The organism is Prevotella sp. RM4 (genome assembly GCF_000701965.1).
Lineage (GTDB): Bacteria > Bacteroidota > Bacteroidia > Bacteroidales > Bacteroidaceae > Prevotella > Prevotella ruminicola.
This window is the reverse complement of record NZ_JNKG01000008.1, coordinates 19,743-35,066: the sequence shown is the minus strand read 5'-3', so window position 1 is coordinate 35,066 and position 15,324 is coordinate 19,743. Positions and strand designations below refer to the sequence as shown.

Here is a 15,324-nt window from a genome sequence, read left to right as displayed (position 1 = left end):
AGCCTAAGGAGATTTACTTTTCCTCCTTAGGCTCTTTATGTTTCAGGGTGTGAAAGATTTCTGCTAAGCCCCTGTATATTTTCCTACGAAGAGGATAACACCCGACGACTGCTCGCGAATGACATAAACAAACGGGCGGTTGGCGTAGAAGGTAGCCTTAGGATAAACTGGCGGCTCTGACGGATAAGAAGAAGTAAATTTTTCACCAACGATGGTTACAGCAGCGGCCTCCGATCCTTCTTCGCTCACCTTAATCTTTGCCTTCTGGCGCATCATACTTATATATAGGTTGCCATTCTCGCACATATTGGGGATTTCGGAGAAATCACAGTCGAAAGCCAGATGGATGCCCAGCTTCTGCATCAACGGGATGAGTCCGCCAACCTCCTTACTATCTGTATCCGATTCCGTTTCGTAGCGAGGCAGCTTCAGATCAACCTCGTAGGGCTCAAACACGCCGCCCATCGTTCCGCAGAAACTCTCCACATCGGCAAAACCCACTTTCGACAGATGCTCGATGACGTCATCAATGGTTTTGCCTTCCTCGGGCAGCATCACCGTCATGTTCCAATATCCATTGCCGTAAGGCATCTTGATGGCTGAGTAGAGCCCGTTATTCACATACGATATCAGCACGTTCTGGTGCATCATGGGCACCTTGCCTTTGCCGTCGAACAACTCATCCTTGGTGTTCTTCGCATCAAACTTCGAAGCCCAGTCGGCCTTGAAGTAGATAGCGTTCAGCAGATAGGATACTGCCGTAGGTTCAATCTCGGCGATGATGTCTTTTATCATACCGTTGGTCTTGTCGTTGCACCAATTATTGATAACGTCGGCCGATTTCTTTGTCTCTGCAAAGTTCAGCGCCTCGGCCGTAGCATCGTAATAGTCGGCGACATCCTTCTCGAATTGCTTTTTCAGCTTGTATTTCTCGTTCAGAAAAATGGCGTTAGCGATGTTAAGCGTTACCTTGCCATCAACCTTTGGCAGATTATCGATAAGATTCTTGCAGTAGTCGTTCACGGCCTTGATGCCTCCCTGGTGGAAACCTAAGGTCTGCTCCAGCTCTTCTTCCGTCTTTCCGATAGCTGCATCGTTCACCATTCCTAAGGCGTAGGTGATGCTGAGTGGCGAGTAAATAAAGCTCTTACTGCTACGATCCGTTTCGTTAACGGTTTTCAGGAAGTTCAGCGTAAACTGGTTGTTGTCGTTTACAAACACACTCTGCTCCTGAGTTAGCTGTATAGGCTTTGATTCACCCAGCATGTTTACAACTTGCTTGGGTTCGAGCTGCTCAATCTCTTCTGACGAGCTGCATGAAAGGAGGCTCGAAAGGATGACTCCACTCAGCATAATGGCTGATAATAAAAAAAACTTTTTCTTCATATTCATACGTATTTTAGGTTCATTTCGCTATAATAATGCAGTATTTAAGCGATTCTTGTATAGAAAAATGTTAAAGAATCTAAAAACTTTCTATTCTCATACAAGATTTCAGTACTTTTGAATTCTTAATCATAGAACGTAAGCAGAAAATGGTCAATCAACTCGTTGAGCGAATACGGAATAAAGACCAACGGGCGATGAGCGAGCTCTACCAGATGTATATTGGTGAGCTATCATCGGTCTGCTACCGCTATATACCCAATAGCGACGATGCGAAGGATGTGCTGCAGAACAGTTTTATAAAGATATTCACCGCCATCCCATCGCTTGAGTATCGCGGCGAAGAGGCGTTCAAAGGCTGGCTGATGAGGGTTGTAGCAAACGAGGCGCTGATGTTCCTAAGGACCAAGAAGAAACTGCTGTTTGTAGAGCAGGACGAGATAAAACAGAAGCAAGCGGATATAGCAGACGACACCCCTGCAACAGAGCAGATTTCGGCCGACCAGCTGCATCAGCTGATAAGCGAACTACCTGATGGATACAGAACGGTACTGAATCTGTATGTATTTGAAGACTACTCGCATCGGCAGATAGCCGAACTACTAGGTATCAAGGAGAGCACATCGGCCTCTCAGCTCCATTACGCCAAGCAATGGCTGGCACGCAGAATAAAGGAAATAATAATCGATAAGGAATGAAAGAGGATTGGACGAAACAAATGAAACAAAAACTGGAGGGGCACCAGATGACTCCACCAGCCGGACTCTGGGAGAGCATCAGTAACGAGATGCAACTCCAGACTGAGTCTGAGTCTGCCCCTGTTTCAGCCCCAGCAAAGACTGTTTCTATGCGCCGCTGGTATTGGGTGGCTGCAGCTGCCATCCTAGCGATTGTTGGATGCTTTACCGTTTATCAGTTTGATACCCAAGAGCCCCAGTTAACGGCTAACAGCCAGAAAGTGATGGCACCTAAAGCCGAAGCAGACAAGCCAGCAATGCCGTCAGAAGAACCAATACTTCTGGCTCAAGCGACAAATGATCATAAGGTAGAAAAAACTATGGGAACGAAGTGTCAGCCCCAACCCCAGTTTTACGAACAGCAACTACCTACAGGCGAAAATCTGCAGGAGGTGACAGACAATAGCTTACAAGAGGCTACAAACGAAAACGCTCCAGATGCTACTGACAATCATCAGCAGGTATCAGAAGATACCAAAATTATTGCGTCGCAGGAAAAGAAACAAACCTATCTGCCTGATGTTATCAATCCAAGCGAAACCCGCTCAAAATCAATCGATACAGATAAATGGACCATCGGACTGAACGGTTCGAACGGTTTGTTGATGGCGAGTAATAATTTAGGAAACACTATGGGTGGACAATTCCTGAATAGCGATGCGAATTACGCAGTTAACAGCGATGTTGATTTAGGCAAAAACGGCGGTACTATTGTTACCGACTACATCAAGTTCGGCGAAACTTCTTCGTTTACCAATATGTACACCCTGCCCGATGTAGTTTCGAAACACAAGTTGCCTGTTAGATTCGGACTCTCGTTACAGTATCAACTTAGCAATCGCATCGCTTTGCATAGTGGTATCAGCTATACCTATCTCGAGTCGGAGTTTATCACACCTATTACCAACAGTAATAATTACATCCAGAAACTCAGATACTTAGGCATTCCCGTAGGCGCATCATGGAACATATGGAGCACCGGTAATCTTAATGTTTATCTAGCGGGTACCGCCTTGCTCGAGAAATGTATCGACGCTCAAGTATCCGATGGCGATATCGACCAGCGCCCCTGGCAGTTCTCACTTAATGCCGCTGCTGGTGCCGAATATAATATCACACGCCAGTTCGGACTTTACCTTGAGCCTGCGCTGGGTTATTACTTTAACGACGGAACCTCTTTGCAGCATTATTACAAAGAGCATCCGCTGGCACCATCTATCCAGTTTGGATTAAGATTACATCTTAAATGATAAAAAAACGAAAAATATTCCCCCTTTACAACGGAATTGCGTAATTTTGCAGGCAGATTGCGCAATTATTAACATGAGTATAACAAAGATTGTAAGAAAAGTATTCGAGCCTAGACAAAAGGAACTCGAGAAACACTTCAACCAAGGCAAAGCACTCCAAGAAGCTGTGCTGGGCCGACTGGTGGCTGAAGCCCAAGATACGGAATACGGACGAAATCATGCCTTTGCATCAATAAAAGGTTACGATGATTTTTCCAAACACATCCCCGTAAATACCTACGAAGAACTCAAAGAATCGATAGATCGCATGCGTCATGGCGAAACAGATGTGCTGTGGCCAGGTCGTGTAAAATGGTATGCCAAATCATCGGGCACTACCAACGATAAATCAAAATTCATCCCTGTAAGCAAAGAGGGACTAAAACGCATACACTATCGTGGCGGATTTGATGCTGTGGCCATGTATCTGCAAAACAATCCTAAGTCGCGCATGTTCGATGGTAAGGGACTGATTCTTGGTGGCAGTCATGCACCTAATTATAATCTGAAAGACTCTCTGGTTGGCGATTTGAGCGCCATCCTGATTGAGAATATCAACCCGTTGGCCAATCTGGTTCGTGTGCCGAAGAAACAGACAGCTCTGCTTTCTGACTTTGAGATTAAGCGCGACCGTATTGCCCGCGAGGCCATGAACAAAAACGTAACCAACCTTTCGGGTGTACCCTCGTGGATGCTCTCTGTACTAACCCGCATGATGGAGATAACAGGCAAAACACATCTTGAAGAGGTATGGCCTAACATCGAGGTGTTCTTCCATGGTGGTGTGGCCTTTACGCCTTATCGCATACAGTACGAACAGCTCATTACCTCGCCCAACATGCACTATATGGAAACGTATAATGCCAGCGAGGGATTCTTCGGCCTGCAGAACGATCCATCGGACAAGTCGATGCTGCTGATGCTCGACTACGATGTGTTCTACGAGTTCATACCAATGGACGAAATTGGCAAGGAGAATCCAACCATCGTACCATTGTGGGGTGTAGAAACAGGTAAAAACTACGCTATGGTTATCTCAACCAGCTGTGGTTTGTGGCGTTATGAAATCGGCGACACCATCCAGTTTACATCTACCAATCCGTACAAGTTTATCATCTCTGGTCGCACCAAGCATTTTATTAATGCCTTTGGCGAGGAGCTGATAGTAGATAATGCCGAAAAGGGACTGGCCTATGCTTGCGAACAGACAGGTGCCGAGGTTTCGGAATATACCGCTGCCCCTGTGTTTATGGACCAGAACGCCAAGTGCCGCCATCAGTGGCTCATCGAATTCAAGAAGCGCCCTGCCAATCTGCAGCAGTTCAGCGATCTGCTTGATAAGCATCTGCAGGAAATCAACAGCGATTACGAAGCTAAACGTTATAAAGATATTACGCTGCAGCACCTTGAGATTATCGAGGCACGCGAGAATCTGTTTAACGACTGGCTGAAACTGAAAGGCAAGTTAGGCGGACAGCACAAGGTGCCTCGCCTTAGCAACTCTCGCGAACATATCGAACAATTATTGAAGTTGAACGCATGAAGAAACTCCTCTATATCTGCAGTATAGCTTTGGCTATGATTGGTTGTGCCCGCATGGGACAGCCCGATGGCGGTTGGTACGACGACGATCCACCAAAGGTTCTAAGCGCTACACCTGCCGATCAGGCCACCAACGTGAACACCAAGAAGATTACCATCCTGTTTGATGAGTATATCAAACTTACCGACGCAACCAACAAGGTGATTGTGTCGCCCCCACAGTTGGAAGTACCCGACATCAAGGCTGCGGGTAAAAAAATTGTAGTGGAACTGCAGGACTCACTGATGGCGAATACCACTTATACCATCGACTTCAGCGATGCCATCAGCGATAACAACGAGAATAACCCTATGGGTAGCTATACCTATAGCTTCTCCACAGGCGAAAAGATTGATACTTTCGAAGTATCGGGCTATGTGCTCGATGCCAGCAATCTCGAACCCATCAAGGGCATCATGGTAGGCTTGTATAATGATCTGGCTGATTCTGCCTTCCAAACCAAACCTATGCTGCGTGTATCGCGTACCGACAGTCGTGGACACTTTGTAGTAAAAGGTGTGGCTCCTGGCACTTATCGCGCTTATGCCCTGCAGGATGCCGATGGCGACTTCCGCTTTACACAGAAGAGTGAGATGATTGCCTTTAACCAGCAGACCTTCGAGCCTGGCTCTAAGCCCGACGTGCGAACCGACACCGTTTGGCGCGACTCGTTGCATATCGATGCGCTGATAAAAGTGCCTTACACCCACTTCCTGCCCGATGATATCACACTGTTGGCATTCACCCACGTGCTTACCGATCGTTTCCTTATCAAGACCGAACGCGTAGAAGCCAATAAGTTCTCGATGTACTTCAGCTATGGTCATCCCGACCTGCCAGTTATCAAGGGTTTAAATTTCGACAGTAACGATGCTTTTGTAATCGAGACAAACGAGAAACAAGACACCATCCATTACTGGTTGCGCGATACCACACTGATTAATCAGGATACCCTACGTATGGAGATCAACTATCAGATTTCCGACTCTACAGGTATGCTCATTAACCAAACGGATTCCATCGAATCGCTGGCTAAAACTCCATACGCCAAGCGACAGAAGGAAAAAGCCAAGGAGATTGACCAGTGGATGAAGGAGCAGGAAAAGAAAAAGAAACGTGATATGCCTTACGACTCCGTATGGCACGAGAAACCCTTGGAGCCCAAGTTCGATGTGCCATCACAGATGGATCCCGATAAGGTCATTAAGGTTGAAATGCCTACACCTTTGCAGCATTGCGACACAGCTGCGGTTCATCTCTATTCGATGATCGACTCTGTATGGTACGAATCAGATTGCCGCATGGAGCCTATACCCCATCAGATCAGAAGTTACCAGATTCTGGCCGATTGGCGACCAGGCATAGAGTATAGCCTTGAGATAGATTCTGCAGCTTTCGTAGATATCTATGGCAAAGTATCTAATGCCTATAAACAAGGCATCAAGGTTAAGGGCGAAGACGAATACGGCACGCTGAAACTTAACATCTCGGGTATAGAAGATTCTGCCATGGTGGTTCAGTTGCTTAACGGTTCGGATAAAGTAGTAAAACTGGCCCGCGTAAATAACCATGTGGCCGAATTTAAATTCCTTAAACCCGAGAAGTATTACGTAAGTGCCTTTATCGATAGTAATGGTAACGGCATCTGGGATACAGGAGACTATGCCGAAGGCCGACAGGCAGAGGCTGTTTATTACTATCCCAAAGAGATAGAAGGCAAAGCCAAATGGGATTTGAATCTTAACTGGAATGTAACGGCTGTACCCGTGTACAAACAAAAGCCAGAGAAGATTACCAAACAGAAACCAGAGGCAGCTAAGAAACTAAAGAACAGAAATGTAGAACGCGCCCGCCAAATGGGTATAGAATACCTGAAGGATAAGGGCATAAATGTAGATAGCAAGAAATGAAGAAGATAATTCTTTCGCTGATGATTATGCTTGGCACAGGTCTCTCGGCCCATGCCCAGTGTGGAATTGCCAATACCGCCTTTAAGAGCGGCGAGAGCCTGGAGTACGACCTTTACTTTAACTGGCAGTTTATTTGGGTAAAGGTTGGATCGGCCCAGATGGATACTAAGATGACCAAGTTTGAGGGCAAGGATGCGTGGAAATCGTACCTGATTACACGTGGAAACTCTAAGCTCGACAAGTACTTCACTATGCGCGATACCTTGCTGTCGTACTGCAATCCCGATCTTTCGCCAATGTATTTCCGCAAAGGCGCCCGTGAAGGTAGCAGATACTATGTAGATGAGATATGGTACACCTATCCTAACGGCAACTGTCAGCTGAAGAAGCACCGTATTGATGCCGATGGCGAGCAGCATTGGAAAACCAGCACCTATCGTAACTGTATTTACGATATGATGTCGATCTTCCTGCGTGCCCGCAACTTCGATGCCACCAAACTGAAGAAGGGTCAGGTTATCCCCACCCCTATCAGCGATGCACGTAATCTGTCTAACTCGTGGTTGGAGTTCCGTGGTCGCGAAACCTTCAAGATGAATGGTTCAAAGGAGAAATTCCGTTGCCTGGTAATGTCGTTCTATGAGCGCGAGGACGGAAAAAGTCACGAGCTTATCCGCTTCTATATCACCGACGATCAGAACCATATACCAGTACGCCTCGACATGTTCCTTTCGTTCGGAAGTGCCAAGGCCTACCTGAATAATTATAAAGGTGTTCGCAGCGCGATGACCTCGAAAATCAAATAGGGTTATATCTCTGTTTCGAGATAATCAATAAAGTCAGAAAAGCTATATTGATTGGGGGAGGTGCCTGTTACGTTTAAGCCAGCCTCCTCAGCGCATCGTGTGGTGTAAGGACCAAACGAGTAGATAGGCACGTTAACAGGCTGGCCCTGTGTTTCGGCAAATTTCATAATTCTTGATAATACGTAGGCCTCGCCACCACTGGTGAGGGCTACAGCGTTTATATTACCGCTACGTAGGGCATCGGCTGTTTCGGCATAGTACTCATCGCTCATAGCTGTGGTACGATAGCAATATACATATGATACGTCGGCACCTGTTGCGCTTAGGGCATTCTGGAAATTGGTGATCGTTGGCGGAACAGGCAGTCCGCTATATTTAGGCCACAGCACAGCAATACGCTTCGACTGTAGTGCCTGTTCGCTTTCCAAAGCCTCGATAATCCCCATCAAACTGGGTTTGGCATGTGGTAATGCCACTGTAACACCCAGAAACTCCTGCACGACTTTCTGATCTTTACCTATGGCTACTACCTTACCATCAATAAGCGATCTGTCGACACCAGCAGAGGAAAGTGCCCTGACGGCCATGATGCTTGTGCAGATAATATAATCGTACGATGCCAACTGATTACAGAACGGCAGGAAAGTGCCACCAGGGGGCAGTAAGGTACTGCTGATAAAAGGCACAAACATGGGATGGAAGCTGCATGTGGGGCGTTTGCCAAAAGCCTCGTGCAAACTTACATGATAGGTGTCAGGAGCTGTAAATAAAATACGTTTTACCATTTGGCCAGCATCTGATTAGGTTTAAACACACGAATTACATAAATCAGACTTACGAGCGCAATGCCTAGCTCGATGAGATAGAGGCCACGATAGTCGAGCCACTCGCCAACGCCACCCGAAATAATCGATATGAGCGACGAACTGAGATGAACCACAACCACCTGGATGGTGAAATCGGTTCCCTCACGTCCATCGCGTACACAATCCATCGCTGTGGTATAAACCACAATCGACGCAAAGGCATGACATGTTTTTACCAGCAGCAAACCACCTACCAATAGGGGGAGTGTAGGCGAAATAAACGTTAGCAGCAGGAAATATAGCGGAGCTGTAACAATCATGAAGGCCACCATTAAGCGAGCTCGATACATACCGATACGACGGATTAGCACATGGGCCACCCAAGCCATCACAAACGATGTGGCTGTACCCACCATACCAAACCACACACCTATCTCCTTCATGTTATAGCCCAAGTCAACCATATAAGGGCGCACATTGGCAATAATGCCGATGATACCCATAAAGTAGAGCAACAGGAAGATCACGTGTGGGATAATTTCCTTGCGCGAGAAGAACCACATAAAATCCATCAGCTTGGCACGCTGTTTGGGCGAACGTGGCTCGATATGTATCTTCTTATTAAACTGCAAAGGCACCACCATGAACCAGGCCACCAATCCCAACAGCGGGAAAACAACACTCCAACCAAAATGGTCGAGCATCACGATAAAGATACCACTACCTAAGAAAGCACCAGCGTAACGTCCCATCGACTGCATACTATTCACAGCACTATGATCACCCTTACCAAAAGCCCTCACCGCCAAACCATCGGTAGCAATATCCTGTGTAGCCGATGCAAACATCGATATAAAAACTAACACAAAGATAAAGTAGATATCGGAGGAGATATCCAAGAATCCGATACACATGATTGAAAGGGCATAGACCGACTCCATTAGCAGGATGAAACGGCGATAGCTGGCCAGATGAGAACACTGGCGATCTACCATAGGGGCCCAAAGAAACTTAATGAGCCAAGGGATATGCACCAGATGCAGCAAGCCAATAGTGGCCAGACCGTAATTGGCCTGGCGCATACTAACCTGCATGGATGTGGTGATAAATGTGGATGGGATGAACTGCGCTATGTAGAGACAGAAGAACGTAGCGAGATTCAGTTTTCTTACATTATTTACGCTGGTGGGAGTAGCCATGAAACTATTGGTGGTTTAGAAATTTAACTCGATCGTGGTTCCAAACATCAATGGCTTGCCAGCCTGAGCATAGTTGCCGGTTGACGACTTAAAGCCGTAAGCCATATAGTTGGTATCAGTCAGATTCTTGCCCCATACTTCCCAAGTAACAATACCCTTAGTAAGGGCCACCTTGGCGTTGAGTGTGGTATAGAAGTCCTGACTTACAAGATTATCCTCGGCCCAGTAGATACGACCCAAGCCACGCAAACCTACATTGAACATCACGCGATCTAACCAACCTGTGGGGTTAATGGTGTAGTTAGCATCAAGACTTAGCGTGTGGTTGGGCACCATGGGCAGGCGATTATTAGTATAATCTACTGTGGCACTCTTTACATAAGAGAGGAAACGGGCATAAGTATATCCGTAGTTAGCTGTGAACTGAAGGCCCTCAACAGGACGCACGATTACATTCAACTCAGCACCCTTGCTATCTGTATGACCAGCATTGGTGGTGATATTACCCACGCCTGTAATGGTAGAAGTAATCTGCATGTGACGCCAATCGATATAGAACAGGTCGGCACTCAGGGTAAGCAGATTGTTCAGCAGGTTAATGCTGGCGCCAACCTCGTAGTTCCAACTGTATTCCGGCTCGTACGAACGCTCATCGAATGTAGAGAACGACTTATTGAAACCACCTGGTTTATAGCCACGAGTAACTGACACATAGTAGAGGTTATCCTCGGTAGTAAGATACTGAAGCGTAAACTTAGGTGTTACCTGTGTAAAATCCTTGCTGCTCTCGAAAGATTCGCCTGTAGCCGAAGACATCTGACTGGGATCAACCAACGTAAAACCTCCATCGGATAGTGGCGAGGCTTTTACTTTTAGATTATCATAGTTGGTCTTTGCATGCTCATAATCAAAACGGATACCAGCTGTAGCCGAAAGTCCCTGCCAGATGTTGTAGGTACTCTGGTGATACAGGGCCAACGAACTGGTTGGAACACAATAGTTGGTATGACTGAGCGAGCCTGCTGATGGTGAGAAGTTATCAACTGTACGATCCACATGCTCCATCATGCCAAAGACACCAACCACCCACTGGTAACGGCTATCGTTATTCGACTTGAGAGTAAACTCCTGCGACACCATATTCTGGTGGCGGGCATTCTCTACAAACGACTTGTCGTTAACAGTAAAGTCCTGATCGATAGCCTGCTTTGAGTTGATATACTGGAACGATGTCTGGCTATTAAAGCTAACCACAGGACCATTATAGGTAATACCCAGACCATTGGTGCTGATAAGGCGACGGAATGAGCTATATCGGTTATAGTTGATATCCTGCAACGTATTGGTTTCAACATTCACTGGGGCATAGGGATAACCTCCCTGATCGCTGTAAGTAAAATGGCTGGTAAGGCGTATCAACCAATTATCAGATGGCTTATAATACAATCCTATACGCTCCTCGGTCTCGTTCATCTTATCTACCTTTTCGTTCAGATAGCTATTACGGAAGGCGCCATCGTTATGATGATAGAGTGCACCAAAGGTAAAACCGAACTTATCCGATACCTTGGTGTAATTAGATATCTGCGTGCGCAAATCGTTATATTTACCATAGCCCAGACGAACACGGGTGTTCTGATACTCCAATGGGTTACGGGTACTGATGTTTACAATACCACCGATGGCATTTCTACCATACAATGTACCCTGCGGACCACGTAGCACCTCAACCGAGGCCACATCGCCCAGATCGCAATCAAACGAGAGGGGCTCGTAGAAAGGCATACCATCTACATAAAAACCGATACCTGTTCCATCCGACTTATTACCCACACCGCGTACAAACACGGGGCAACTGGCTCTCGAACCATAGTCGGGCATATAGAAATTGGGAATAACGGCAGTTAACTCCTTAAGTCCTGTTATCTGCTGATTACTGAGCTGACGAGCCGACAAAGCCGAACGCGATGCAGGCACCAACTCGTATTTGTTTGTTTTAAACGCACTAACCACCACTTCGTCGAGCTTGTACGAGCGGGCTGTGGTTGTGTCGGCGGGTGTAACCTCTGGTCCTTCAACCACCAACATTGCTGATAATAGTAATCCTAAAAACATACCTTTTGTTAATTTATAATGATTATTTTTGTGTTTGTCTGAACCATTCTGTTACGAACTGTACATTCTCCAATGGCGTATCCTTATGAACGCCATGCCCCAGATTAAAGATATAATTGGGATGCTCTCGGAAGAAAGCCAGATACTGCTGCAGATGCTGCTCGATAACAGCCTGAGGGGCAAACAGTATACGTGGATCCATATTACCCTGAAGACCTATGGCCGGATTAACAAGATGACGAGCCACTAACAGAGGTGTCTGCCAATCGATACTTACATAATCGCAATCCTCAGGGGTAAGCATCTGCAGACCAGCCCCAAATCCCTTGGGGAAGAAAATAACAGGCAAGCCATGCTGCCTTACAGCAGCCGTGATACGGCGCACAAAGGGCATAATCATATCCTGATAAAGCTCGGCAGATATCACACCAGCAAACGACTCGAATATCTGGAAGGTGTCGATACCATGAGTTGCTTGCAGATGTACATATGCCTCGCTGGCGCTGGTGATGGCATCGAGCAACTGGAGCGATTCCTCGCGATGGGTGTAGAGATAGCGTACCACATCGGTAAACTGCATCGTCTTGTCGCGACCACCCAACATGTAACACAAGCAGGTAAGCGGGCCACCACAAAAACCAATCACAGGTGTATCGGCCCTTTTCTGGCCCATAATCTCATCCAGCGTATCGGCCACATGATTAAGATGCGAGGGGCTAAAGCTTAATTCTGCCGCAGGATGCTCTACATCCATCAGCGGATGGGGAAAAGCAGGCCCTTCGTTGGTCCATTCCACCTTGACGCCCAATGCCTCAGGGATTACCAAGATATCGCTAAACAAGATGGCAGCATCCATACCCATATCGTCAATTGGCATCAGGGTAACCTCGGCAGCCAGATTGGCATACGACATGATGGTACGGAAAGGCAGCATCTTAGTGAGCTGGCGATAACGGGGTAATACGCGACCAGCCTGTCGCATCATCCATACTGGAGGGCGACAGGCTGGTTGGTGATTGATAACCGCAAAGAAGGGATTGCTATACATATATTATTAAATTTTGTGTTCCTAAACACCTTTAACTTATTTCGGGTGCAAAGGTACGACAAATCAAAAAGCTGTGCAATCCCTATAAATATGGATTTTTAACAGATGTTACTTGTTTTCTGCTTCAAAGGCGGCAATCTTATTTTTATAATATGTACGTAGCTCCTGCCAGTTATAGTAAGGCCACTGGTTGGTCTTGATAGGCAGATAGGCCTCGCGCTCGTTCAGCAGGGCCTTTACAAGAATATCGCCAGTCTTTCCCTTTTTGGGGCGATAGAATATCAGCTGGATATTGCAGCCCATGGGGAAAATGCGATAGTTACGCCAATACTTATCGAGTTCATCGAGATTGTTCACAACCATGCCGCAGTTATCCAACTCCAACAAACAAGCCAGAGGCATTACACAAACCTCGTGGCCAAATCGCAAAGTGGCCTGTGTCTGAGTAACGGTGTCGGCAGTAGCTATGATGTTCTTCAGCAGATTAAGCTGACTGAAAGGCATCTTACCACCCGAAACAGGCGATGCACCATAATCGAGATACCAACCTACATTCTTCTGGCGCCACTGGTCGTAAACCTCCTCATCGGTAAACAGCGAGAAGAGCTCGAGATCGGTGTCGTGACTCTGCATATTGCAAGCCACATGGAACAGCTGGCGCATCAGCGAACCTGCATTCACATTATTATATACGTAAGCCTCGTCGTTAAACAACGCTTTCATCAAGCGCTCTGGGTGGGTGTACTTATAGGCATATTCGCGCTCTTCCTTATCGCCAGTGGTGCGTCCAAGTTTCGCTACCAGTCCATCCCAAGGCTGATTGAGATAGTACTGCAGACTCTCGCTTACATCGTTATGAATCTGGGCTGTAGGATTAGCAGCAGCCAGCTCTTCGCACTCAGCAATCATCGACAGAATACAACGGTTCACCGTGGTGCTACGGGCATCTATCTTTAGATTCTTGGTTTTGAAAATCTCAGGAAAATGCTGCACCATACGCTTTCCGATACCATGATGCTGACGTTCACCGACAGTAGTCAAATCGCCTAAACGTTTATGGGCTGTAGCGTAGATAGCTTCAATAGTTGCGAGTGTTTTCTCACCTAATGGCGTAAGTTTCCCTTGCTCCTTAGCTGCCTTCAGCGTTGCAAGGGGTTTTGAGTAATTGCCATCGCTGATGAGCCAACGCGATCCATGACGACCATAATGACTCATATAGTAAGGTTCATAATTCTTAGGAGCGGGCGTCAGCGCCTTGTCAGTAAGCTGACGATCGTAATCCAAATAGTTACTACCTGCCAAAAAACGATTTGTTGCAATCTCATCTTTAGCCGAAGTCTCAAAAACAGGTGCATTCATCCCTGAGCCTTGCTCGCCTACCCGTAGCCCTTGCGCCTGCAAAGTCATCGAAAAACCGATGGCCAGAATTAATAGTTTTCGTTTCATAATCCTTTATTGTTTGATATTGATGTGCAAAGATAATCAAATATTCGGAAAAAAGCGTTTTTATTTGGTTTTTTACGCAGTTATTTGTAATTTTGCAGCCAAATATTATTAAATAGGTATAGCATGATACAATCGATGACAGGCTACGGCAAGGCGGTCGTGGCATTTAAGGAGAAGAAAATTCACGTAGAAATCAAGTCGCTGAACTCAAAGCAGCTCGACTTGAACACACGTATCGCACCTCTCTATCGTGAGAAAGAGATGGAGATGCGCCAGATGGTGGCAGAGGCTCTGATTCGCGGAAAAGTGGACATGAGCGTTTGGGTTGAGAAGGATACATCGGTAGATCCAACCCCTATCAACGCACAGCTGGTTGAGAACTACTACCAGCAGATTAAGGCCATCGCCGACAAGACTGGTATTCCAACTCCTGAGGATTGGTTCTATACCCTGCTCCGCATGCCAGACGTAATGACTAAGACTGATGTTGAAGAGCTGGACGACGAGGAGTGGAAGGTAGTGAAAGGCGGTGTAGCCGAGGCCCTGAAGAACCTGGTTGACTTCCGTACTCAGGAGGGTGCTGCCTTGCAGAAGAAGTTTACTGAGAAGATTGACAATATTGCCAAGCTGATGGGCGAGATTGAGCCATACGAGAAGAGTCGTGTTCAGAAGATTAAGGCACGTATCATAGATGGCTTGCAGCAGATTCCAACAGCCGACTATGATAAGAACCGCTTGGAGCAGGAGCTGATTTACTATATTGAGAAGCTGGACATCAGCGAGGAGAAGCAGCGACTGACCAACCACCTGAAGTATTTCCGCGACACCATGAACGAGCCTGCCGGACAGGGTAAGAAGCTGGGCTTTATCGCTCAGGAGATGGGTCGTGAGATTAACACAACCGGTTCGAAGAGTAATCAGGCCGAGATGCAGAACATCGTGGTTAAGATGAAGGACGAGCTGGAGCAGATTAAGGAACAGGTTCTTAACGCACTTTAAA

Annotated in this window: 12 protein-coding genes; 6 read left to right on the top strand and 6 right to left on the bottom strand. The window is 46.7% G+C overall.

What is annotated here, in order from left to right:
* Nucleotides 1-63: 63 nt before the first annotated feature.
* Nucleotides 64-1,386, bottom strand: coding sequence for a serpin family protein (locus tag T499_RS0106275; protein ID WP_198021251.1), 1,323 nt, complete (start codon nt 1,384-1,386; stop codon nt 64-66).
* A 149-nt stretch (nt 1,387-1,535) separates the two neighbouring features.
* On the opposite strand from T499_RS0106275, the gene T499_RS0106270 reads away from it, so the two are divergent.
* The 5 genes from T499_RS0106270 (at nt 1,536) to T499_RS0106250 (ending at nt 7,710) form a co-directional block, all read left to right on the top strand.
* Nucleotides 1,536-2,084 (top strand): RNA polymerase sigma factor, encoded by a 549-nt coding sequence (locus T499_RS0106270; RefSeq protein ID WP_033150276.1) that lies wholly within the window; start codon nt 1,536-1,538, stop codon nt 2,082-2,084.
* 20 nt (nt 2,085-2,104) lie between these two features.
* On the top strand, nt 2,105-3,373 hold the full coding sequence (locus T499_RS0106265; protein ID WP_033150275.1) for a porin family protein: 1,269 nt from the start codon (nt 2,105-2,107) through the stop codon (nt 3,371-3,373).
* 73 nt (nt 3,374-3,446) lie between these two features.
* A complete protein-coding gene (locus T499_RS0106260; RefSeq protein ID WP_033150274.1) occupies nt 3,447-4,955 on the top strand; it encodes a GH3 auxin-responsive promoter family protein in 1,509 nt (502 codons plus the stop codon).
* Nucleotides 4,952-6,904: an Ig-like domain-containing domain gene (locus tag T499_RS0106255; protein ID WP_033150273.1), complete on the top strand. Its 1,953-nt coding sequence runs from the start codon at nt 4,952-4,954 to the stop codon at nt 6,902-6,904. Before T499_RS0106260 ends, T499_RS0106255 begins: the two co-directional genes overlap by 4 nt.
* Entirely contained in the window at nt 6,901-7,710 is an 810-nt protein-coding gene (locus T499_RS0106250) for a DUF3108 domain-containing protein (RefSeq protein WP_028906408.1), read from the top strand. The genes T499_RS0106255 and T499_RS0106250 overlap by 4 nt, the downstream gene beginning before the upstream one ends.
* A 2-nt stretch (nt 7,711-7,712) precedes the next feature.
* Here T499_RS0106250 and T499_RS0106245 read toward each other — a convergent pair whose 3' ends face one another.
* The 5 genes from T499_RS0106245 to T499_RS0106225 form a co-directional block, all read right to left on the bottom strand.
* Nucleotides 7,713-8,495, bottom strand: coding sequence for a uroporphyrinogen-III synthase (locus T499_RS0106245; RefSeq protein WP_033150272.1), 783 nt, complete (start codon nt 8,493-8,495; stop codon nt 7,713-7,715).
* Nucleotides 8,489-9,715: an MFS transporter gene (locus T499_RS0106240; protein WP_033150271.1), complete on the bottom strand. Its 1,227-nt coding sequence runs from the start codon at nt 9,713-9,715 to the stop codon at nt 8,489-8,491. The genes T499_RS0106245 and T499_RS0106240 overlap by 7 nt, the downstream gene beginning before the upstream one ends.
* 15 nt (nt 9,716-9,730) lie before the next feature.
* Nucleotides 9,731-11,830: a TonB-dependent receptor gene (locus tag T499_RS0106235; RefSeq protein ID WP_033150270.1), complete on the bottom strand. Its 2,100-nt coding sequence runs from the start codon at nt 11,828-11,830 to the stop codon at nt 9,731-9,733.
* 22 nt (nt 11,831-11,852) lie between these two features.
* Nucleotides 11,853-12,878, bottom strand: coding sequence for a uroporphyrinogen decarboxylase (gene hemE / locus T499_RS0106230; protein WP_033150269.1), 1,026 nt, complete (start codon nt 12,876-12,878; stop codon nt 11,853-11,855).
* Nucleotides 12,879-12,986: 108 nt separating this feature from the next.
* Nucleotides 12,987-14,324, bottom strand: coding sequence for a histidine-type phosphatase (locus tag T499_RS0106225; protein WP_232221069.1), 1,338 nt, complete (start codon nt 14,322-14,324; stop codon nt 12,987-12,989).
* Between the two features lie 123 nt (nt 14,325-14,447).
* Here T499_RS0106225 and T499_RS0106220 point away from each other — a divergent pair, with 123 nt between their 5' ends.
* Nucleotides 14,448-15,323, top strand: coding sequence for a YicC/YloC family endoribonuclease (locus T499_RS0106220; protein ID WP_013064277.1), 876 nt, complete (start codon nt 14,448-14,450; stop codon nt 15,321-15,323).
* Nucleotide 15,324 lies beyond the last annotated feature (1 nt).